This window comes from Streptomyces sp. NPDC001890, assembly GCF_042891445.1.
GTDB lineage: Bacteria > Actinomycetota > Actinomycetes > Streptomycetales > Streptomycetaceae > Streptomyces.
Map to the genome: position 1 here is coordinate 37,618 of NZ_JBIATE010000030.1, position 20,992 is coordinate 58,609.

Annotated in this window: 24 protein-coding genes; 14 read left to right on the top strand and 10 right to left on the bottom strand. The window is 69.6% G+C overall.

Annotation, left to right across the window (positions count from 1 at the left end; translation table 11 throughout):
• Positions 1–332 precede the first annotated feature (332 nt).
• From ACFYY1_RS37280 to ACFYY1_RS37310, 7 genes are all read right to left on the bottom strand, one after another.
• On the bottom strand, positions 333–629 hold the full coding sequence (locus ACFYY1_RS37280) for a hypothetical protein (protein WP_388593660.1): 297 nt from the start codon (positions 627–629) through the stop codon (positions 333–335).
• Positions 622–912: a hypothetical protein gene (locus tag ACFYY1_RS37285; protein WP_388593663.1), complete on the bottom strand. Its 291-nt coding sequence runs from the start codon at positions 910–912 to the stop codon at positions 622–624. The genes ACFYY1_RS37280 and ACFYY1_RS37285 overlap by 8 nt, the downstream gene beginning before the upstream one ends.
• Positions 909–1,370 carry a hypothetical protein gene (locus ACFYY1_RS37290; protein WP_388593665.1) on the bottom strand — a complete coding sequence of 154 codons (462 nt, stop codon included), beginning with the start codon at positions 1,368–1,370 and terminating at the stop codon, positions 909–911. The genes ACFYY1_RS37285 and ACFYY1_RS37290 overlap by 4 nt, the downstream gene beginning before the upstream one ends.
• 22 nt (positions 1,371–1,392) lie before the next feature.
• Positions 1,393–2,790, bottom strand: coding sequence for a replicative DNA helicase (locus ACFYY1_RS37295; protein WP_388593668.1), 1,398 nt, complete (start codon positions 2,788–2,790; stop codon positions 1,393–1,395).
• A gap of 87 nt (positions 2,791–2,877) precedes the next feature.
• Entirely contained in the window at positions 2,878–4,170 is a 1,293-nt protein-coding gene (locus ACFYY1_RS37300; protein ID WP_388593671.1) for a hypothetical protein, read from the bottom strand.
• Between the two features lie 602 nt (positions 4,171–4,772).
• Entirely contained in the window at positions 4,773–5,360 is a 588-nt protein-coding gene (locus ACFYY1_RS37305) for a GNAT family N-acetyltransferase (protein WP_388593672.1), read from the bottom strand.
• Complete coding sequence (locus ACFYY1_RS37310; RefSeq protein WP_388593674.1) at positions 5,357–6,157, bottom strand: GntR family transcriptional regulator; 801 nt, start codon at positions 6,155–6,157, stop codon at positions 5,357–5,359. The genes ACFYY1_RS37305 and ACFYY1_RS37310 overlap by 4 nt, the downstream gene beginning before the upstream one ends.
• 491 nt (positions 6,158–6,648) lie before the next feature.
• On the opposite strand from ACFYY1_RS37310, the gene ACFYY1_RS37315 reads away from it, so the two are divergent.
• The 13 genes from ACFYY1_RS37315 to ACFYY1_RS37375 all read left to right on the top strand — a co-directional run bounded on the left by ACFYY1_RS37315 (position 6,649) and on the right by ACFYY1_RS37375 (position 17,802).
• A complete protein-coding gene (locus ACFYY1_RS37315) occupies positions 6,649–7,035 on the top strand; it encodes a hypothetical protein (protein WP_388593675.1) in 387 nt (128 codons plus the stop codon).
• Positions 7,032–7,157: a hypothetical protein gene (locus tag ACFYY1_RS37320; protein ID WP_388593678.1), complete on the top strand. Its 126-nt coding sequence runs from the start codon at positions 7,032–7,034 to the stop codon at positions 7,155–7,157. The genes ACFYY1_RS37315 and ACFYY1_RS37320 overlap by 4 nt, the downstream gene beginning before the upstream one ends.
• Positions 7,154–7,567 (top strand): hypothetical protein, encoded by a 414-nt coding sequence (locus tag ACFYY1_RS37325; protein WP_388593679.1) that lies wholly within the window; start codon positions 7,154–7,156, stop codon positions 7,565–7,567. Before ACFYY1_RS37320 ends, ACFYY1_RS37325 begins: the two co-directional genes overlap by 4 nt.
• Before the next feature lie 58 nt (positions 7,568–7,625).
• Positions 7,626–9,449, top strand: a complete 1,824-nt coding sequence (locus tag ACFYY1_RS37330) for a hypothetical protein (protein WP_388593681.1) — start codon at positions 7,626–7,628, stop codon at positions 9,447–9,449.
• 86 nt (positions 9,450–9,535) lie between these two features.
• Positions 9,536–10,093: a hypothetical protein gene (locus ACFYY1_RS37335; RefSeq protein WP_388593683.1), complete on the top strand. Its 558-nt coding sequence runs from the start codon at positions 9,536–9,538 to the stop codon at positions 10,091–10,093.
• 3 nt (positions 10,094–10,096) lie between these two features.
• Positions 10,097–10,321, top strand: coding sequence for a hypothetical protein (locus ACFYY1_RS37340; protein ID WP_388593685.1), 225 nt, complete (start codon positions 10,097–10,099; stop codon positions 10,319–10,321).
• 661 nt (positions 10,322–10,982) lie between these two features.
• Positions 10,983–12,752 (top strand): hypothetical protein, encoded by a 1,770-nt coding sequence (locus tag ACFYY1_RS37345; protein ID WP_388593687.1) that lies wholly within the window; start codon positions 10,983–10,985, stop codon positions 12,750–12,752.
• 9 nt (positions 12,753–12,761) lie between these two features.
• Positions 12,762–13,334, top strand: coding sequence for a hypothetical protein (locus tag ACFYY1_RS37350; RefSeq protein WP_388593689.1), 573 nt, complete (start codon positions 12,762–12,764; stop codon positions 13,332–13,334).
• Positions 13,335–13,445: 111 nt separating this feature from the next.
• Entirely contained in the window at positions 13,446–15,863 is a 2,418-nt protein-coding gene (locus ACFYY1_RS37355) for a hypothetical protein (RefSeq protein ID WP_388593692.1), read from the top strand.
• Between the two features lie 88 nt (positions 15,864–15,951).
• Positions 15,952–16,452 (top strand): hypothetical protein, encoded by a 501-nt coding sequence (locus ACFYY1_RS37360; RefSeq protein ID WP_388593694.1) that lies wholly within the window; start codon positions 15,952–15,954, stop codon positions 16,450–16,452.
• Positions 16,453–16,465: 13 nt separating this feature from the next.
• A complete protein-coding gene (locus tag ACFYY1_RS37365; protein WP_388593697.1) occupies positions 16,466–16,804 on the top strand; it encodes a hypothetical protein in 339 nt (112 codons plus the stop codon).
• 132 nt (positions 16,805–16,936) lie between these two features.
• Positions 16,937–17,446 carry a hypothetical protein gene (locus tag ACFYY1_RS37370; RefSeq protein WP_388593699.1) on the top strand — a complete coding sequence of 170 codons (510 nt, stop codon included), beginning with the start codon at positions 16,937–16,939 and terminating at the stop codon, positions 17,444–17,446.
• Between the two features lie 44 nt (positions 17,447–17,490).
• Positions 17,491–17,802, top strand: coding sequence for a hypothetical protein (locus ACFYY1_RS37375; RefSeq protein WP_388593702.1), 312 nt, complete (start codon positions 17,491–17,493; stop codon positions 17,800–17,802).
• A 79-nt stretch (positions 17,803–17,881) separates the two neighbouring features.
• Here ACFYY1_RS37375 and ACFYY1_RS37380 read toward each other — a convergent pair whose 3' ends face one another.
• The 3 genes from ACFYY1_RS37380 to ACFYY1_RS37390 all read right to left on the bottom strand — a co-directional run bounded on the left by ACFYY1_RS37380 (position 17,882) and on the right by ACFYY1_RS37390 (position 20,341).
• On the bottom strand, positions 17,882–18,751 hold the full coding sequence (locus ACFYY1_RS37380; protein ID WP_388593704.1) for a hypothetical protein: 870 nt from the start codon (positions 18,749–18,751) through the stop codon (positions 17,882–17,884).
• On the bottom strand, positions 18,751–19,521 hold the full coding sequence (locus tag ACFYY1_RS37385) for a ParA family protein (protein WP_388593707.1): 771 nt from the start codon (positions 19,519–19,521) through the stop codon (positions 18,751–18,753). Before ACFYY1_RS37385 ends, ACFYY1_RS37380 begins: the two co-directional genes overlap by 1 nt.
• A 112-nt stretch (positions 19,522–19,633) precedes the next feature.
• Positions 19,634–20,341, bottom strand: a complete 708-nt coding sequence (locus tag ACFYY1_RS37390) for a hypothetical protein (RefSeq protein ID WP_388593708.1) — start codon at positions 20,339–20,341, stop codon at positions 19,634–19,636.
• Positions 20,342–20,553: 212 nt separating this feature from the next.
• On the opposite strand from ACFYY1_RS37390, the gene ACFYY1_RS37395 reads away from it, so the two are divergent.
• Complete coding sequence (locus ACFYY1_RS37395) at positions 20,554–20,973, top strand: DUF6292 family protein (RefSeq protein WP_388593710.1); 420 nt, start codon at positions 20,554–20,556, stop codon at positions 20,971–20,973.
• Positions 20,974–20,992 lie beyond the last annotated feature (19 nt).

Below are 20,992 nucleotides of genomic sequence, written 5' to 3' on the forward strand. Positions count from 1 at the left end.
CCCGGCGCGGGCTGTGGTCCCCTCCGGGGGCCCCGTCGCGGAGGGAACCCCCCGACCCCGCCCACACACCCACCACCCACGCACCGCAAGGTGAAAACGGCGCCCCCTCCCCTCTGTGGAGGGCCCAGGGGTGTGGGGGCGGAGCCCCCGCGATGCTCGAACCCGCACCCCTCGCCCCACCCCCACCACAAACCCACCTCTTAAGAGGTGAGAACGGGTCAGGTCGGTGCTCGACCGCCCGGCGGTGCCCTGCCGGCGCCTTCCGTACGGCCCGCGGGAACGCCGAAGGGCCCGGCGAGACGGGTGTCTCGCCGGGCCCCGGGGCGGGCTGGTCAGTAGAGCTGGATGCGGGTGAGGACGATGTGCGGCGGGTCGGCGTCGGCGACGATGACGTACTCGGCGATGCCGAGCGAGCCGTCCGCGCCGAGCGGCATGCGCCGCTGCTGCGGCCACTTCGACGACGCGGTACTGCCCGGTACATCGCCGCGGCTCTCATTGATCACCACGGTGGCGGCCACGACCGCACCGAACACATCACCGGGAAGCGCCGGGTCCTCTAAGAGCCGGGCGACCTCTTCCGACAGCACGCACGGCAGGCCTTCCGGCTCCTGGCCGTACGGGTCACTCAACGGGAAGTCCCGCCTCGCGGCGCCGGGCGACCAGGTCCTCGACCGTGACGGTCGACAGCGTCCCGTCCAGTGCGGCCGCGGTCAGCCGGTCCCCGGCCGGGTCGGTGTCGAGCATCGCCTCGCACCACCACCGGCGCAGCACGTTTTCCGCCTCCTCCGGCGCGGCCGCCAGGAGCTCGCGGTAGAACTCCATCCGGCGGCCTCCGTCCAGCGCGGCCGCGATGCCCTCCGCGTTGCGCGGTACCCGCTCCGGCTCGTGCGGGTGAATCGGCTGTGCGGTCATCGCGTGCCCCCTTCGGTCTGCTCCGAGTCTGCCCGCTCCGGACGGTCGCCGTCGACCTGCTGCCCCGGAAGCGCCGCCCGCTCCGCCCCGCGGGCGACCGCCGTCTCGGCGACGGCGTCGGCCAGCTCGGCGCACAGCCGGAGGATCGCGCCGGCGTCCGCGTGGCCGATCGACGTCACGCTCACGACCTCGCGCACCTGGCTGAACGCGTCGAAGATGCTGAACCCGCCCGGGCTGCGGGTACAGGCCTTGAAGGTGCCCCGGTCCTGCTGCCCCATCTCGCGCCGGACCCGCTCCAGGCGGGCCACGTCGACCGTGGGCCGCTCGGCGGCGCGCTGGGCCGTGATGACGGTGTCCAGGATGGTCCGCATCGCGGGGTATGCCGCGTTCCAGCGATCAGCGATACGCTGGGTCCGGGACACGGTGACGAACCTGTTCCGTACGTCGGTGACGATCATGACGGATTCCCCTTTCCGCAGGTCAGAAGCCTGTACCGAGGTCACGGGCACGCGCGTAGTGCCCCTGGAAGGCGACGGTGACGGTACCCGTCGGCCCCTGCCTGTTCTTGCCGATGATCAAGTCCATCTCGCCCGCCCGCTCGTGCTCCTTGTCGTACGCGTCGGGCCGGTGCAGCAGGACCACGGCGTTGGCCTCGGCCTCGATCGCTCCCGACTCGCGCAGGTCAGCCATCATCGGCTTCTTGTCCTCGCGCTTCTCCACCTCCCTGTTGAGCTGGGCGGCCGTGATGACGATGATCCGGAACTCGCCGGCCAGCTCCTTGAGGCCGCGGCTGATCTCGTCCACCTCTCCGGTGCGGTTCTGTCCGCCCTTGCCGGAGGCCTTCATGATCTGGAGGTAGTCCACCACCAGGACGCGCGGGAGCCTTCCCTGCGCCTGGAGCCAGCGCAGCCGCGAACGGAGCCGGACGATGGTCGCCGCCGGACCGTCGTCCACGACCAGCGGCGATCCACCGATCCGGAGCGCCGCGTCGTGGATGCGCTGCCGGTCGTCGCCCTGGTACTCACGGTCCTTGACCCGGTTCAGCGGTACGCGCGCCTCGGCCGCGATGATCCGCTCCATCAACTGGGAGTGGCTCATCTCCATGGACGACATCAGCACCGGGCTGCCGTGCCCGATCGAGACGTGCCGGGCGATGTCGAGCAGGATCACGGACTTGCCGATCGCGGGGCGGGCCGCAACGACGATCAGGTCGCCGGGCTCCATCGGGAGCATGGCCTGAAGGTCGGCGTACGGCAGCGGCAGACGCTCGGGCGGCGGCGCGTCCATGCTGACGAGGTACTCCTCCAGCATGTCGTCCACGTCCGCGACCCGCTCCAGCCCCCCGCCGGCGCCGAGCTGGGCCGCCGACTGCATCTCGGCCTGCGCGGCGTTGACGACGTCGGCGACCTCGCCCTCGGCCGCGTAGCCCATCTGCACGATCCGGGTGCCCGCCTCGATCACGCGTCGCAGCCTGAACCGCTCGACAACGATCTCCGCGTAGTACGCGGCGTTCGCCGCCGTCGGCACCGCCTGCACCAGAGTGTGCAGGTAGGACGCGCCGCCGATCCGTTCCAGGTCGCCGGACTTCGTCAGGTACCCCGCGAGCGTGATCGGGTCGACCGGCTGGCCCTTGCCGTACATGTCCATGATCGCGTCATGGATGGTGCCGTGGGTTGGGCGGTAGTACGCCTCGCTGGTCACCCCGGTCTCGCTGACGCCGCCGATCGCGTCCTTCGACAGCAGCATGCCGCCGAGCGAGCACTGCTCGGCCTCGATGGAGTTCGGAGGGACACGCTCGAAGGGGACGGTGTCCGGCGCCTGGTCGAACAGCGAGCCGCCGCCGTCCTCGATGCCGTCGTGCTGGGTGGGTACGCTCATTGGTGAATCCCTTCTTGAACTGGGTGATTCGATCGGCGGCAGGGGCCTTTCCACGGGCTCCCCTGCCGCCGTCGTGTTGCGGAGGGTCTAGACCAGCACCGGCTTCTTGGCGTTGCCGGGGTGGCTGGGGTGGCACTCGCACCTGACCAGGCCACCGTCGTCGGCCTCGCGCATCCGCTGGCCCGGTTGGGCGGGCGGGGTGCCGTCGTTGCACTTGCCGCACCAGTCGGGCAGGGCGGGACGCTGGCCAGGCACCTCGGTCTTCGGCGGAACGAACTTCTCCAGGTGACGTGTCAGTGAGTGCCAGTTGGCCCGGCTGCCCATGTCGGCGGCCGCGGCAACCAGGTGGTCGACGTCGATGCCCTCAGTGAGGAGAGCGGCGGCTTCGCGGACCATCGCGACCCGGCCGAGGGCCGGAACGTCGTGACCGTGCTTCTGGCGGGACTCGATCCAGGCCTCCGCCACCCGCACGTCGTCGTGGGTGTCCGGCTCCTCGGCGGCAGCCGAGGGAGCGGTGCTGTTCTCCGGCGAAGCCGAAATCTCCTCTCCTCGTCCCGTCCCGGCCTTGGCCGTGACGGCGGGGTCCGTTGGGGCACCTGGGACGGAAGAGAGAGAAGCTTCTTTGAGAGAGCTTCTTAGAGGGTGATCGTTTTCGCTGGTCAGGGGAAGATCCGTTCCAGTTTTCTGGTCTGGCGTTCCAGTTTTCTGGAAGGGCGTTCCAGTTTTCTGGAATGAGGGGCCCTCGTCGGCCCTGACCTGCGGCGTTCCAGTTTTCTGGAACGGCTTGCCGTCGGTGTCGACCAGCCGGACCCGAGCCCGGATCTGGCCGTTGGCCGTGGTCTCGATCTCGGTGAGGTGGGTGGGCGGCGCCGGCGGGTTCTCCCGCCAGTCCGGGCGGTAGGCGTCCAACTTGTCCCACGCGTTGCGCCACCCGGTGTGGGCGGCGTCGGGAGGCAGGTCGTTGACGGTGAAGCCGCGAGAGATCCCCTTGGCGGCCCGCTCCTTGCCCTTGAGCTGACTGATGCCCTCCAGCTCCAGCACGTCCTTTGGTACGACGAGGTTGAGTTCCTCCAGCGTCCCCAGGACCTCGTACATGGTCGAGACGCTGGTGGGCTTGTTCTTCGGGCCGGGCAGGAGCCAGCAGAGCTGATCGATCGTCATGCGCCGCATGCCGCCGTGCCACGACTGACGGGACGCCTCGGCGATCATTGACCGGAGCAGGCTGTAGAGCCTGTACGCGGTGTGCGTCATCCCCGGCATCAGCATCAGGTAGTCGCGGACCTGCGTGTAGGACCAGTAGTCCGTGATGGTGCCGGAGAACTCGATCAGCTCGTCGCCGTCCGGCGCGGCGGCGGCCAAGGCCTTCCGCGGGCGCTTCACGGCGTCACCGCCGCGGCGGCGGAGGCGGCAGCGGTCGCGACCGAACGAGTCGGCGCCGCGACGCTGCGTGTCGTCGGGTGGGTCTGGGACATCGGGTTGGGTCTCCCCTGGAGGTTTGGGGAGCCGCAGACCGGCAAGTGACGGAAAAGAGACGGTGACCTGGGACACGCTGCTGCGTGCTGGGCCCTGCTCGTTCTATCCTGGGGTGGTGACCTCGGGCCTGTAGGAAGGCTCGGGCCCCGGCGTCATCGCCGACCTACGACTCAAGCTGTGAGGGCGGGAGTCGATTTAGATGGCCGTTCTGCTGGCAGGCAGGGCGGCCATCGGCGTATCAGGGCGCAGGTCCGGACGGGCGGGTCGCCGCACTGGTGAGCGAACCAGAGGTGCGGCAGCGGCAAATGTGTACGTGGCATCCAACGATCTTGCCTTGCACCCGTGCCCACGGTGAACGCGTTTTCAGCGGGCCGAGACGGGGCGGCAGTGGACGGAGCGTCGCCATCGACACCTGGAGGTTGTCGAGCAGGGGTAGTACTGCCACGGCGCGCGGGGTGAACGTCATGTTGTGGAGCCTCGATTCCGTGGGCTTCACCGCGGGCACGCGGCTACTCGGATGCGGTGCCATCATGCCCTCTCCCGCTCGGCGATTGCACCGAAGGGGACGTCAGTCGGTGTGTCGTCCCAAGGCATGACCGGAGAGCGGCAGGCCGTTGCGCTGCCCAGCCGGAAACCACCTCCGGGTCATCCGCTGTCCGCACGTGGGTGAAGCCGTGTTCGAGGTAGTAGGCCTGGAGCCGCGAGTTCGTACTCCAGGCGTCGAGCCGAAGCCACCTGGCTCCCTGCTGGACAGCCTGTTCGCCCGCCCAGTCGAGGAGCGCGTTACCGAGGTCGGTGCCAGCGTAAGCGCGGTCTACGGCCAGCTTGTGCACGTACAGCGCGGGCTCCGCGATCTCCTCGGGAGTCCATAGGCGAGCGTCGGCGTCATGATCCAGGGTGATGGTGGCAGCGGGGTCCGTGTGGGACTTCTCGCGGATGATGAAGACCTCGCCGCGACGGATTGAGCCGAGGATGTGGTTGGCCGGGAAGGGCTTGGCCCATTGGTCGGTGCCACGAGTCCTCAGCCAGGCAGAGGCGTCGGTCCGGAACTTGATCAGTCGGGGAAGGTCGGCCTCCTCGGCGCGAGCGATGATCACGGGTTCCCCCACGGGATGCGCGGGGAGTTCTCCCCTGCTTCGCGGTGGGTCTCGAACACGATCACGTGCCGGTCTCCAGGGATCAGGTTCACCGTGATCTGAACCGGCTTGCCCTCGCTGTCGAAGGTGGTCGACAGGTGTTCGGCGACGGGGACGCCCGCACCGAGCTGGAGCCGCTGCACCTCGTCCGGCATAGGCATCCGAAGGTAGAACTCGTGGAAGCCGTAGACCAACTCGTGGCCCAGCTCGCCCAGCACTGCGTTCGTGCCACGTGCGACATCGCCGGGATGCATGAAGTCGGTTCCCTGGACGAGCGAGAGGCGCACGTACGAGTCGTTGAGGTTGTACGGCACCTCATCGAGCTTGCGCACTCGCCGGCGGGCAGCAGCCAGCTCACCGGGCTCAAGACCCAGCCGTTCCCGGATCACGGGGGTCGGTTCCACGATCGAAACCTCGATCTCCTGGGACGGCGTCCGGCCGTCCTCTTCCTGGACGAGGTTCGTGAAGATGTCGACCTCGGGTGGCTTCTGCTTCAGCTCCGCCTGGGGTCGGTAGACGAGCCGCTTGCGCTGAATGACGAAGTAGCCCTTGGGGCGGCGAGCCTCGATCAGGCCTTCGTGCACGAGCACGCCCAGGCCCTGGCGGATGGTCTGGCGGGAGCGGACGCCGTGCAGCTTGCCGTACTTCTCCAGTAGTTCGGCCTCGGTGGGGACCTGGGAGCCAGGCGGGAATGTGCCGTCAGAAATCTGACGACGCAGATCATCGGCGATCTGTTGGTAGACGGGCATGGGCTTCATGCCGTCATGTCTACAGCCCTCCGACGCGCATTGTCCAGTCAATGTGTGCGGACTGGTTGATGTGCTTGACGTGGCTCGCGTTGAGTGCCAGAGTCGTCCTCGCAACGCATTGTCTGGTCAATGCAATCGGGCCAGATGATCTGTGTCGCATGAATGATGCGCGCTGCTACGCCGCATAGCGGTTCGGAACCACCGTCCAGTGACGGAAGGCCGGTGCAGGAGCGTCCGTTGGCTTGAGAACTCAACAACGTGCCAAAGATGAGCAATTGGGCCGGGATATCGCCGGGCCCCCTCTTTACGGGAGGGGCGCCCGGCGGCATTCCCGTCAGGTCATGGAAGGGCGTGCCCGACAGGTTCGGGCTCTCCAGAGAAGGGGTTCGAGTCCCCGCTCGCCTACCGCGCCGTCCCTATACGGCGCGACCCCCGGCACGGCGCTAGAGACGCCATATGTGCCGGGGGTCCACGGATCTACCAGCTAGGAGCTGATCCGCATGACCATCATGCCCGCCGACATGCCCCTGTCGTCCACCGGGATCGCCGAGGATGTCCAGGAGGCCGTCAACGAGGTCTTCCCCCTCTTCGAGTCGGTCCAGAACCTGGCCCGCCTCGGCGTGAGCGTCGCCTTCGAGGTGGCGCCCTCGCGCATCGTCGCCACGATCAAGGTCACCGCAGACGCGGTGAAGGTCCTGCCGGCGCTGCTGGAGGAGATCGACGATGCCCGCCCGGGCCAGCTGCCCGACGGCAAGCTCGTCGTCACCGGCTCGATGTGCCAGGGGACGGTCACCCTGCGGGTGCTGATCCCGCAGGAGTGGGTGACCCCCGAGGAGCTGGCCGTACTGACCGGCACCGCCATCGCCGACCCCTCCGACCTGCTGTGACCCCCGAGGAAGCGGCGGAACTGGCCCGCAAGGTCGCGGAGGCCAACCGCCAGTCCGAGCACCAGTCCGGCAAGAACGGATTCGTCGCCCTGGTCTGGGGCGGAGAGGCGGTCACCGCATGAACGCCCTGCTCAACCGGCCGAAGAAGGCCGTCAAGAACTTCCACGACCAGCACGGACCGATGGACAACTGGTCCGGCGACGACTTCGAGCACCTGCTGGACCTGCTTGTCGTCGTGAACGCACCCGGCCCGCTGGCCCGACTCCGCCTGCGGCTGACGCTGCTGATGTGGACCGGCACGGCAATGCCGGTCTACGCCCTCAGCGAGCTGCTGTGGGCGGCGCGGCACCGGGTCTCGCAGCGACTGAACTCGGTCATGGACCGGCTGGACGACCGCTGCTCGAACGTCGAGTCCGCGTGCAGGCAGGCCGGTGACCACTCGCTGGTCGAGAACATCGGCAGCGTCTTCGAGTGGGTCTCGACCCTGGCCAACTCCGTTGGCCGGGTTGCTGCCCGCCGCGTGCAGGGCTGACGGACCGAACACCGAGGTGGCCGCCGGGAGGCGGCCACCTGTATGAGAGGAGGTCGGTGTGGGGGCCCGTAAGCCACCTGCCCGCAACGCCCGGAAGACGACGACGCCGCGCCGCCCGGCCAAGGCGGCGGCCCCGCCGCCGAAGCCGGAGGCGCGGGAAGACGGCGAGGCCCTGGCCGCGGACCTCCGTGACCGGGCTGCCGACGTGATCGACAGCGCACGGTGGACCGGGGCGCAGGAAGCGGCGGCGCTAATCCAGGCCGCCAAGGATCAGATGCACCAGATCCGCCGGGCGGCAGCCGCCGACGCCAAGCGCGTCCTGGCGGAAGCCGCCGAGGAGGTCGGGGAGCGACTGCGCCGAGCCGAGGGCGACGCGGACACCATCCGCGCCGGTGCCCGAAGCGACGCGGAGACGATCCTCGACCAGACCCGGACCGACGCGGCCGCCGAGACCGAGGAGGTCATGGCGGACGCCGAGGAGCAGGCCAAGAGCCTGCTCACCGACGCCGAGAAGCAGGTGAGCATCGTGCTTGCCGAGGCGGAGGACCGGGCGAACGCCCTGGTGGAGCTGCGCCGCACCTCGGCGGAAGCCGCCTACCGCACGGCCCTGGACGACGCCGCCCGCATCGTCGGTGAGGCGCAGGACAAGGCGGTGGAGATCCGCACGGCGCGGGCCGCCCTCGACTCGGAGCTGGATCTGACCCGTCGGTCGGCCCGGCTCGACCTGGACGAGGAGCTGAGCGCGCGCCGCGCGGAGATCGACGCCGAACTCGCCGCGTACCGCGAGAAGGTGGACGCGGCCCGGGCGGAGATCGAGACCCAGTTCCGTCAGCTCGGCGAACAGCACGAGCGGGAACGGCAGGGTGCGCAGGCTCGGCTCACCGCCGAGTTCGAGGAGCTGCGCAGGGAGGCGGAGAAGGAAGCCCGGACCGCCGCCGGCGTCGTGCGCAGGGAGGCGGACGCCAAGCTCGCGGAAGCCAACCGCGAGCTGGACGCCGCCCGCGAGGCCCGGCGCGTTGCCGAGAAGCGCGCGGCCAGCCTCAAGCGGACCCGGGACCGGGGGGAGTTGGTCAAGCAGGGCAGCATCTGGGTCTCGCTCGCGGCCGTGATCGCCCTGACCGCCTCCGGCGAGTGGGCGTTCGCCAGCATGGTCGGACTCGGCAACACCCCGTTCGGAGACCTCGGGTGGGCGATGCCGGTCGGCCTCGACGTCTACGCGGTCACCGCGTTCCGGATGAAGAAGGACGTGCCCTACGCGCTCGGGCTGATGGCCGCCACCAACATCACGTACCACGTGGCCGACATGACGGGCACCGGCGTGACGGTGGTCGACGGCAAGCAGCACCCGAGCATCGGGCTCATCGTCGTCGCGGTCCTCGTCGTCGTCGCCATCGTCTGGAGGGTCCACCGCCTCCTGGAGAACGACCACGAGGAGAAGGAGACGGCGCCCGCCGAGCCCGCGCCGGACGCGGCCGACCCGTCTGCCGTACGGGGCGAGCCGGACCGTACGGCTATCCCCGATCCGGACCGTACGGCCGACCCGAACCCGGTCCGTACGGAGCCCCGTACGGACCCCGCCCGTACGGACCGTACGGCAGGCCGTACGGGCGCCCCCCGTACGGACCGTACGGGGGGCCGTACGGAGAAGCCCCGTACGGCCCGTACGCCCGCCCCCCGTACGGGCGGCCGTACGGCAGCTGTCCGTACGGACGAAGAGGCGCTCAAGATCCTGCGCGGCCTTCCCACGGACGGCGGCTACGTCACCGTCAACGCCGCCCGTACGGCCGTCGGCTGCAACCGCGACCGGGCCGTACGGCTGCTGGACGAAGCGGGGCTCCTGAGCCCCGCGGACCGCATCAAGCACCTGGCGCCGACGCGCTGACCCGCGCGGCGCCGTACGTCGCGGGCCGGGCCCGCCACTGCCCCCGAGAGTCGGCGGGCCCCTTCCCCCTTGAAAGGAGAACCCCCGTGCCCGAGATCGAGCACATGAACAACGAGGTCCTGAACCGGGTGCCGGCGGAGTTCCGGCCCCTGCTCAACCTGGACCACCTGACCGCCTGGACGGCGGCTCGGCAGCGCGAGCACAACGACGACCACGGCACGTACGAGGCGGCCCGCGCGATGTTCCAGGCCGTCCTGCGCTCCCAGCACGTGGAGGGAGACGGCCGGTGGTCCGCTAAGCGCCGGGCCCGGAAGGTCGAGAAGCACCTGAACCGCCTGGTCAAGGCCTCGCGAGACGCGGCGCAGGCCTCGGAGGGCCTGCGCACCGCGTACGCCGACCACGTCCGCACCGTCCAGGCCCTGCCCGCCCAGCGAGCGGCTAAGGCGGAGGCGAAGGCCGACCGGCGCGGCCGGGTGAACGACTTCACCGCGAAGTCGCTGAACAAGACGGTCAACGCGATGACCGCCAAGCCCGAGGACGACGACGAAAAGGGCGACGAAACCGCAGGTCAGAGCGCTGCCAAGAGGTCCGGAAGTCAGGGCGTCCGGGGCGTGAACGACCTGTTCGACCGCAAGGGAGCCTGATCAGTGCAGCAGGTGCCCTCTGCCTCCGAGGACCGCCAGGCCCGCCGCGCCGCCCACTGGGCGGCGCGGCAGACCCGGCAGGTGGAAGAGCGCGGCGACGCGGGCCGGGCCGACGCCTGGTGGGACCGGGCCCGCGCGATCTGCAAGTCCAATCCGGAATTGTGGAACGACCTCGGGCGGACGCTGGAGAACTGGACCGGCCGTCACGACGGCAGTCACGGCGCGTAAGCGTCATCACCATCATCATCACCCGGGGGCGGACCGGATTTGGGGGTCCAAGGCGGGCGCGCGGGCGCATGGGCGCGCGGGCGCGCGAGGATCCCCTATCCGATCACCCTCTGTCAACCCTGGAGAGCACGTGGCTGATGACCCTCGGGACGACAACCGGAACAACGTCGTCACCTTCCGATCACGGGGAGGGCCCCCGCCGGGGCTCCCCCCGATCCCGGGCGCCCCTCCCCCGGCGCCCCCGGATCCGCCCGCCGAACCGCCGTCCCCGGCCTCTGGACCGGAGACGGGCGGCGGGACGTTAGTACCCGCCCCTCGACGGCGCCGGTCGGCGGCCGATTCCCTGGCCGACCTCACCCCGGCGCTCCCGCCGACCCCCGGCCCGACCGGGCCGACGGGCACCGTTGTCCTCCGCTCGGAGGGGACGGCGCCCGCTCGCCGGGACGGCGACGACGGTGAGGCGGACGGCCCCGGCGTCGCCGCTCTCGGCCTCGCGGCGACGCTGGCCATCGCGCTGGCCGCGCTCCGGGGCACCGCGACCGCGCTGACGGACTGGCGCCAGCGGCGCCAGGAGCGGGCCGAGGAACTGGCCCCGCTGCGAGAGGCCCGCCTCAAGCACCGGCTCTCGGGCGAGGAGGCCGCCGCCAAGCACTCCCTCGCCATGCAGGGCATCGGCGATAAGGCGGCCCAGAAGCACAGCAAGTCCGTCCCCTCCAGCCAGGACTACGGCCGCAAGGCCCTCGGCGGCGGCCGCGGCTCCCTCACAGGCAGCGGCGGCAAGGGCGCCGGCGGGGCCGGTCCCGGTCGTGGTGGCAAGGGCGGGTCCGGCAGCGGTCTGACGCCGGGCGGCAAGAAGAACGCACCGAAGACGCCCACCGGGCTCGGCTCGGTCGGCGGCAAGGGCGGGTCGAAGTCGCCGGGGTCCGGTAAGAACGGCTCGTCCGGGAAGGGCGGTGGCTCGGGGGCGGGGATCAAGTCGCCCTCGGGTGGCAAGTCCCCCAGCTCGAAGAAGTCCAGCCCGGCGCTGGAGCGTGCCCGCGGCCGCCAGGACCGGGTCGCTGCACGACAGGGCGCCAAGATCCAGCGGCGCGCGGACCGGCAGGCGGCCCGGGCGGAGACCCGGGCCAAGGATCAGGACGCTGCCCGCGACCGTAAGACCAGCAGGGCGGACGCCCGGCAGGACACCAAGGACAGGGTCCGCAATGCCCGGGCCGACGCGAAGGAGGCCCGCAAGGAACAGGTGCGGCAAGACCGGTTCGAAGCCAAGCAGAAGGCGCGCAAGGACCGGGCCAAGGCCCGCCGGGAGAAGAAGAAGGCGGCGGCCGCCGCCGACGCGGACCGCACGACGCTGGGACAGGCCGTCGCGACGGAAGCCGGGCGCCGGTTGAAGAAGCGCCGGAAGAACCTCGCCCCGCCCATGCTGACCAAGGTCAAGAAGCCCAAGAAGAAGGGAGACAAGGACGGCGGGGCCACACCGGACGGGCCGAAGGTCGACCTCACGAAGAAGCCGAAGCCCGCCGGCGGTTCTGCGACCGGCCCCGGGCCGAAGGTCGACCTGACCAGGAAGCCCAAACCCGGCGGTGCGAAGGGCACCGGGCCCGGCAAGAAGAAGAAGGCCCGGGTGAAGCCGAAGTCGAAGAAGAAGACGCACGGCTCCGCCTCGGGCAGCGGCCCCGCCGACCGGCGCAAGGCCAATCGCAAGGAACGCGCCCGGCGCGCGAGCGAGCGGGCCCGCAAGGCGGGCGCCGACGGCTCCGCCGGAACCGGCTGGGACTTCTACACCCCGCCGCCGCGCGAGGAACGCCGCAGTGCCTACGACTCCATGCGGGACACCGACCGGCAGCAACAGGGGAAATGGACGGCGGAACAGGTCTTCCCGCCTGGGTACCAGGCCCCCTTGCGCGAGCCCCTGACCACCGGGGCCCGGGGCCTCCCCGCTGGCACCAGCAGCCACGGCCCCAAGAACACGAAGGAGGCGCCCGTGGGCAACTCGCCCGCTGTGAAGGCCGCGGCCGTCACGACCGCGATGGACGACGGCATGAACCCCGAGCACGCGACGGAGGTGACGCTCGATGACGTCACCGAGTTCCTGGACGAGGTGGTCTCGGAGGCCTTCGCCGCGCACGACGAATGCCTCCTCCTCTCCGGGCAGGCCAAGGAGCTGATGTACGCGCTGGATCATCTGGCCGCCCGGCTGGCCGCCAAGCACAACATCATCGGCCGCATGACCGCCTGGGCGATGCGCAAGCTCGCCGAGTCGATGGAGGTCCTCTCCCGCAAGGCCGAGGAGATGTCGATCAAGTCGCTCCACGCAGCCGAGACCTGCGAGACCGCGAAGACCGAGATGGAAGACACGTACCGGCCGCTCACCCAGGCGACCGCGGACGCAGGCCTGCGCACGCCGTCCGCCCGCGTGCACAACGAGAACTAGGAGGACCCAGTGTCCGGGGAAATCGTGGCCAAAGAAGACTTCATGAACACGGGATGCTTTTCCGGGGAGGTCGTACCCGACGAGGCCGAGTCCGACGAGGTCGTATCCGGGGAGATCGTCTCCGACGAAGCCGAATCCGGGGAGGTCGTATCCGGGGAGATCGTCTCCGGAGAAGTCGTCCCCCGCGGGGACACCCTCCCTGCCGTCTATGACGGCAACCTGGGCTTCCTCAGCCTCAGCGTCGCCGTCACCGTGCTCGCTGGGCGGGCCCTGCTGCTCAAAGAGAAGATCTGGGCGCTCCAGGCGCTCTTTCGTCGTAACGCCGATAAAGCAAGCAACATTTCGGAGATGTGCGACGCGGCGGAAGTCGAGCCGCAATTCACCGCCCTCATCATGGAAGGCGCGACCTCGCTGCGAGAAGTCGCCGAAGCCTCCGGCGACTTGGTGAACGCCGCCGACCAGATGCAGATGGACGCGCAGGGCTTCAACGAAGCCCACCAGGGCGAGTATGGCGGGATCTACGAGGTCACGCAGTCCATGGGCGTACAACAGCCCAAGCCCGGATTCAACGCAGTCAAGTAACCGAATATCCGCCCGGCCACGAAGATGCCGGAGCGGAAAGCCCTCACGGGAGGGGTCCTGGCGAATGCGCCGGGGCCCCTCCCCCTCTTTTCCCCCGGAAGGGATATGAAGATGACGACGACTGACGTCGTAAAGGCTGATGCCGCCGCCGCCGGTGAGCGGGGGCTGACCCGCAGAACCGCCCGCCGCCTCGCCTGGATGGAACGCACGGTCTACGCCGCCGCCGGCACCTGGGCCGCCGTCGGCCCCCAGATGGACCTTCCGTGGTGGGCGCACGGCGCGGCCCTGGCCACCGGGGCCCTCACCGGCTTCGTCCTGTGGAGGCGCAGCGACACCGACGACTGGACGCGGACACTCGCCTCGTCCCTGCGGGCCCTGCCCGTGCTCGGCTGGTCGGCCGCCTACACCGGCGGCCTGCTGATCCCCGTCTTCGACTACCCCAACGGGTGGCCGATGCTGGGCGCGGCCGCCTGGACAGCCGTGATGATCCCCATGGCCCCCTGGACCCGCTCCCTGGGCGTACAGCGGGCCGTCGACAATCTCCCGGTCCTCGCAGGCGAGACAGAAGCCGCCGAGGGCGAACCGGTCACCTTCGCCGACCACATGCGGGCTCTGTGGAATCAGTCGCAGGCCACCGGGGACACCACCCTGGAAGGCATCCGGCAGTACGACCGCACCGAGCCGGACTTCGAAGCGGTCATCATGGCCCCCGCCGGCCAGACCGTGCCGCGCACGCTGGACGAGCGGGCCATCGCGGGCGTCTTCGATATCCCGGTGGACGCGGTTACCACCAAAGCGGTCGACGGATACGGCCCCGGCCGTCTCGCCGTCCAGGTCGCACCCCTCCTCGCCAAGGCCCGGCGCGTGGAGCAGGCCCTGGAGGTGGAGGCCGAGAACCCGGGCAGCGCGCTGCAACAGATCTGGGCCGAGCACGTCAACTGCACCGGCGGCGCCGCCCCCGGCGTCCACCTGGTCGCGCACAGCATCGGCGAGGAGCAGATCCGCCTGCGGATCGCAGCCCCGCGCGGCAAGACCCTGCGGGTCAACCACGAGGCCCTGTGCTCCGCACTCGGGATCGACGACGTCTCCCGCCTCGTCATGGAGGGTGCGGGCCCGCGCGAAGCGGTTGTCTACATCTACCGGGCCAACCCCCTCCTGCACGTCCGGTCCCCCACAGTCGAGGACCTGACGATGGACGACCGCGGGCGCATCTCCATCGGCGTCGCCCACGACGGCAGCGTCGCCAGGATTCAACTGTTCAACTTCGACACCGGCCGCGCCCAGCACGGCATCACCGCCGGAACCACCGGCGCGGGCAAGTCCGGCCTGATGCGCATCCTCGGCGCCGCACAGCGCATCTCGGGCGTCATCTCCTGGATGGCCGACGTCCAGGGCGGCATGTCGATGCCGGAGATGGAGGGCCGCATCGACTGGATGGCCAAGGGCCCCGCCGAGACGATGCAGCAACTCCGCGCGCTGCACGCGGTCAAGGAGTACCGAGAGGCCCACAGTCGCGGCCGCGGAGACTTCGACTTCCACGGCCAGTGGTGCCTGATCCAGTGGACCGGCGACGAAATCAACCGCCTGCTCTCCTCCCTGGACCAGGACGTGCGCAAGGAAGCCGCCTGGATGATCGGCGACCTCCAGAAGACCGGCCAGAAGGTCGGCATCGGCGTCGACCTCGCGGTCCAGTCCCTCCACCTCAAGGAGCTGGGCGACAACCACGAGATCCGCGAGAAGGGCAAGGAAGGCCACGTCTTCCTGCTGCGCACCGCCTCCTCCTCCACACAGGGCATGGGCCTGGACGGCATCGCGCCGATCGGCGCGCACGTCTCCCCCATCCCGGAGCGGATCTACGAAGGCGCGGGCGCCAAGGAGCTGTTCGAGGGCACCGCCGCCACCGAGGGCGTGCCGACTCCCGGCATGGGATGGCTGATCACCGAGGGCAAGGCGATCCTCTTCCGGACCTTCGTCCTGAAGAAGGTCAACGGCCTGTACCCCCAGCTCGAAGAACTGATGGACGGCCGACCGATGCCGACCCTCACCCCGGAGGAAGCCCGTGCCGCCGGTGCCGCGTACGCCCGCCGGGGCACCGAGGCCGCCAAGGAGGCAGGAAAGGCCACAGGCGGCCCGTCACGGCCCTCGCGGACCGGGGTCGACATGAACGCCCTCAACAGTGAACTGGAGCGCATCACGGGACTCCTGGAGGCCGACAACAAGGCACGACAGGAGACCGGCGAGGGGCTCCTGGAGGCTGGCAGCAAGGCACGGCAGGAGACCGGCGAGGGGCTCCTCGAAGCGCCGTCGCCCATGGAGGCCGCCAAGGCGAAGGCCCCGACGATCCGCGAACGGATTCTCGCCTCGCTCAAGGACCACCCCGAGGGCCTGGCGCTCAAGGAGATCCGCACCGCCGTCGGCTGCGGCACCGAAGGCGGCCCCGCCACCCGCAGCGTGAACAACGAGGTCAGCGCGCTCGCCAACGAGGGCGGCCTCGTCGCACTCGGCAAGGGCGTCTACCGCCTGCCCTGACCCTCAAGACGCGGCAGGGGACCGGCCACTCCGTCACAGACCGGCCGGTCCCCGCCCACTCCCCCAACGCATCGAAGGAGCCACCCCAGTGAACCACCCCGACCACCCCGCCGGCCGCGCACTCACCAAAGCCGAACAGGAGGCCGAAGCCATCCGGCTCATTGCCGAGGGGTACAGCGACAACGCCCCGGTCGCCACCTTCTACAAGGATGTGACGCCCCTGCCCACCACCGGCTACGCCCCGCCCGTCCAGCAGGCTGGCAGGGCCCCCATGAGCCAGCGAGCAACCGACATCAGCGGCATCATGCTCGCCGCCGGTCTCGCCTCCGTACCCATCTCCGGCGGCATCTCCCTCGTGCTGTGGACCGCTGGCCAGATCGACCCGGTCGTCGTCGGCATCATCTGCGTGACGCCCGTCGCCTTCCTCGGCGCTCTCTCCCGCGTCTTCAAGAACGCCAAGGCAGCCGTGGAAGCCGCGCCGCCCGTCATCAACGAGCACTACGAGGGCACGGTCGTCCAGGACCGCACCGAGATCACCACCCACAACCGCGGCGTCATCGCCCGCACCAACAACCGGTTCGACCGCTGAGGGGGAAACGATCGTGAAGCGACCCGACAACGTCCTGACCGCCGTCCTCGACCTGTACGGCGGGCACTGTGCCTGCCGCGGCGCCTGCGGCAAGACCCACACCGGCGACGGCGAGCAGTGCAACGCCACGAATAGCGGCAAGAACAAGCCGCTGCTGGCCGCTCCCCAGGCCCCGCACGCCACCGACGTGCAGAACGCCGCCGCGCCGCCGGAGGAGCTGCGGCCCTGGTGCTGGCCCTGCTGGCGAGACGCGCTTGCCGCCGAGCGAGCCCGCGCCGCCGACCAGCGCAGTCAGGAACTCATGGATGCGCAGATCGGTCTGTTCGACATCGGCACCGACGCCGCGGCGTAGCGCCACAGTCCATCCGAAACGGTCAAGCGCAACGTCGACTGACCATCGACGCGGGAGCGGCCGGACTTCTGGCCGGATGCACGGCCGCCCCCGCACTCCCCATCCAGTTCGCAACCGAGGAGAAGCCTCAGTATGACCCGCAACCGTCCCGCCCACTTCGCCGCCGCCTACGCCCTCTTCCGCATGGCGGCGGATTACGCCGACCACTGGGGGCAGTCCGACTTCGACGCTCAGTGCAAGGGCGCCACCGACGACGCCCCCGTCACCTACAAGCACGAGGACACCGACGAGGAGACCACCGTCGGCACCAAGGGTGGCCGCGCCGCGTGCACCCGACACGTCATCAACTACACGGCCACTCAAGGTCTCGTCCTCGTCGCGGGCTCCCGACTCCTCGGCATCCGCCTCAACCCCGTGGCCGTCGTCGGCGCGCTCGCCCTCTCCGGTCTGACCCACTACGCCGCCGACCGCCGAGTGCCCAACGGCCTACTCCACCGGCTCGCTAAGGCCAGCGGCAAGGAGCGGTTCTACAAGCTGGCCGACCACGGGATGAATGGCGCCTACTGCCTCGATCAGAGCTGGCACCACTCGTTCGAGACCTTCGCTGCGGCGCTCGTTGCACTCGGCTCCTCGACTCGCTGACCCGGCCCCGTCGACACTGACCTGATCAAGGAGACCCACACCACATGGCCATCGAAGCATCGAACCCTGTCGAAGCCGCCCTCCGCTCCGGCCGCTGGGTGATCGGCACCTTCCACGGGAATCACGACGGTACGAAGGTCGTCGTCGCCGCCACCCGTGACGACTCCGCCCCGCTCCCGTACGGCTGGGAGTGCACCTGCGGGATCGGGCAGCGCTTCCCCGGCGAGGGCGATGTGTTCAACAGCGCCTGGCGTCACGTCCACCCGCCCCGCTGGCGCGCGTGGGCCCGCAGGGTACCCATCCTCAGTCGCCTCATCCAGCCCACGGCGCGTCTCCAGCACTCCCGGACGGCCTGAGCCACACGGCATCTGAGCTGAACAACATGAAGCGGCCCCGTCCTCGGACGGGGCCGCTTTTTTGTGTTTCCAGGGGTCGTCAGACCGCTGCCTCTGTCTCTTTCGGTGTCTCGGTCTGCTGTTCAGCAGGGCCAGTCGACTCCAGCAGCTCTGTCCTGCACTTGTCGATGTGGGCTTGAAGCTCGTCCAGGTAGCGGCCGGCTGCGACGGTGTCCTTCTTCGCCAAGCGCTTCACCCACCTGTAGGGCACTGCCTTCTCGACCCGGGCCGCGAAGTCGGCCGGGGTGTCGCCCTCGTCGTCCTCGTCGTCCAGGGACTCCAGGTAGTCCCGTACGTGTTCGGCGACCTGCTTGGCGTCGAAGTCGCCCGTCGGCAGTGACGCAACTGCCCCATTGAGGACCTTGGCCGTCACGTTCACGCCGTCGACCTCGACCGTGGTCCGGTAGACCAGCAGTGCCGCGTCGATGTCCCAGGTGTCCGCCACTGGAACCAGCTCCCACACCTGGGCCTGGTTGAGCGCCTTGAGTGCCTTCTCGGCGTTGGCACTCAGCGCGGTCGGCTTCTTCCTGGAACCGGCTCCAATTGGAGCCACTTCGTTCGAGAGAAGTTCGAATACGGCTTCGGCGATGCGCCACGTCCTGATGAGCTTGTTGGCATACGCCTTCTTCATCTGCCAGTGCTTCCACACGAAATCCTCGAAGGAGTCACACTCAGCGCGGTAGAGCTTGCCCACCCGGATGTTCTCCAGGGCCTTCCCCGCAAGCCAGAACGCCCACTGCAACGTGTCGACTGCGGCGACGCACTGCGCGAGCATCCCCTTTTCGTCTGACGTGAGGGTTGTCGGCTGCGCAGACAGGGGGCGACGGAGCGGCTGAAGCGCCTTCGCCATGTCGATCGCGCTCTTGTACTCCCACCGTTCGGTAGGAGAGGCGTTTCGCTGCCCGCCCATCAGATCAGTCCCTCCACGCCCAGAGCCAACTTGTAGAAGTCCTCGCGCGCCCGCAGCGCCGTTCCGCTCTCCTTGTACTGGATCACGGTCAGGCCCTGAGCAGGGGCCTGCGCGTGCATCTTGTACCTGCGGATGGCCTGGGACATGAACGGGTAGTCACGCTCCCGGCACCAGTCCTGCATCTCCTTGAGATCCTTCTTCTTCGGGTCCGTTCCGCTGTCCCAGTTGTTGATGAGCAGACGGAACGGGATGCCGCGCGGCCGCAGCAGGCGTTCCACTGTGAACTCGGCCGGTTTGTGAGTCAGCGTCTCGACCGGCACGATCGGCACCAGGGCGAGGTCGGTGAGTTCCAGCACCTCACGCATCGCCTCCGCCGCCGGCCCGAAGCCGAGCGGGTCCTCCGCGTCGATCGGCGCGTTGGGGTCGATGTCGGCGAATCCGGGTGTGTCAACGATGATTCGGAGGACGTCGGGGTCCTGGACGAGCTTGGCAAGCTCGCCGACCTTGCCCTTGGTGATGACGTAGTCGAAGGGGAGCCGCTCCTCGGGCACCTTGCTGGCCCACTCTTCCAGGGAACCCTGGACGTCGACGCCACAGGCGACGACGGGGCAGGGCTTCCCAGGCTCGGGGGGGTTGCTCTCGCCCATTACCGCGGCGGTGTTGATGGCGTCCGTCGACTTCCCGGCGCCGCCCTTCTGCTGGAAGAAGGTGATGACTTTGGCGCGGTGCGGACGGGGTGTACTGACTGCGCTTCGCTGCGAGGGGGGCATGTGGAACCTCCGTAGGCTTCCCCTGCTGGGTACTCGGACGCAGATAGCTTGCCAGACCTTGACAGAGGGCACGGCCACCGCGACACAGGCGCTGACACAGGCGCTCTGAGGGTCACCCGCCGTCAGGAAGTTCGGGCTGTTTGCCCCCGGTGGCCCGGTCCACAGCGGCGCGGATCAAGTCCCCTGTGGTGAGGATCTGTTGGCGAAGCCGGTCACGGATCTCCAGCGCGGACTGCGGGGCGGACGGCCTTCCGGTGGCGGACATGAGGGCGAGTTCGGAGGGGACGCCATCGCGCTCAGCTTCCCGTAGTGCTACGTCGATCCCGTCGCCCCAGCGGTCGGCCCAGTCTTGGAGTGCCTCGACGGCGGCCTTGCTGGTCCAGTACGCGGCGCGTCGGACGGTGTCGCCGAGGTTGTACGGCAGGTTCACCGACACGCGATGGGTGTAGCCGCCCTCGCCCATGGGTGTGCTCGGGGGAGTGCCCCATGGGCGGCCCGGCGCCTCGATCTCGCCTGCCGGGGGCTTGGGCCACTTGCGGTCCAGGCCGCGGGTGAGTAGCTCCTCGCGGACCGCCCGGGTCACGATGTCGTCCCGGGTGCCGCCGAACTCGCCGGTGCGCCGCATCCGGGCGACCCGGGCCCGGATGTCGCTCCGGACGGCGGCGGCCGCGCGCCGCGACATGCCGGGCGCGATCAGTTCCTTCCGTCGCGCGGCGATCCACTCCTCCTCGCGCTCCCGCTCGTCCTTGCGACGCCCATTGAGTGCCTTCAAGGCATCCTCGGTCACGGCCACGTGGAACTTCATGCTCACCCTCGCCATGAAGAAAATGTAGCCAGATAACTCGGGGGACTAGCCGCGGGGCGTGGGGCGGGAGGTTTGTGTCGGGGTGGGAACTTATATCGGTTGCTTCTGAGTCGTTATGGTCGTCAGGTAGGGATCATGTACGTCTGTCGCCGGTCGGGTGGTGCCCGATGCAGGCGGTGTGGGGCGGGTCAGTGCCCGCCCGCTGGAGCAACGGGGGAGTGCCACGCATGATGAACAGCCGCACCGATCACCAGCCTTACGTTCAGGCAGTGGTCGCCGAGATCGAAGACATCGGCCTGACCGTCGCGGGGCACGCCGTAACCGGCCGCCCGCCGGCGGTACGCACCGCTGTGGTCACGCTGGAGGTGCCGGACAGCGGTCCGTACGCCGACGAGGAAGAAGACCTTGAACTCGTCTGGAACGAGGCGTACGGCTGGGTGCTCCACCTTCCCGCCGAGGCCGGTATGAGCGACTGGTTCATGGGTGAGGACCTGGTGCCCGCGCCCGCCCGGGTCGCCCGCTGGGTCGACATGGTCCTGTCGAACCCCGGCCTGACGCCGAGCCGGGAGGACGGGCCGCAGCGGCTGCCCGAGAGCGACGACGACGCGTTCGAGACGCGCCTGTCAGCCTTCGCTGCGTCGGCCTGACGCGCTCGCTGCCCTCCCG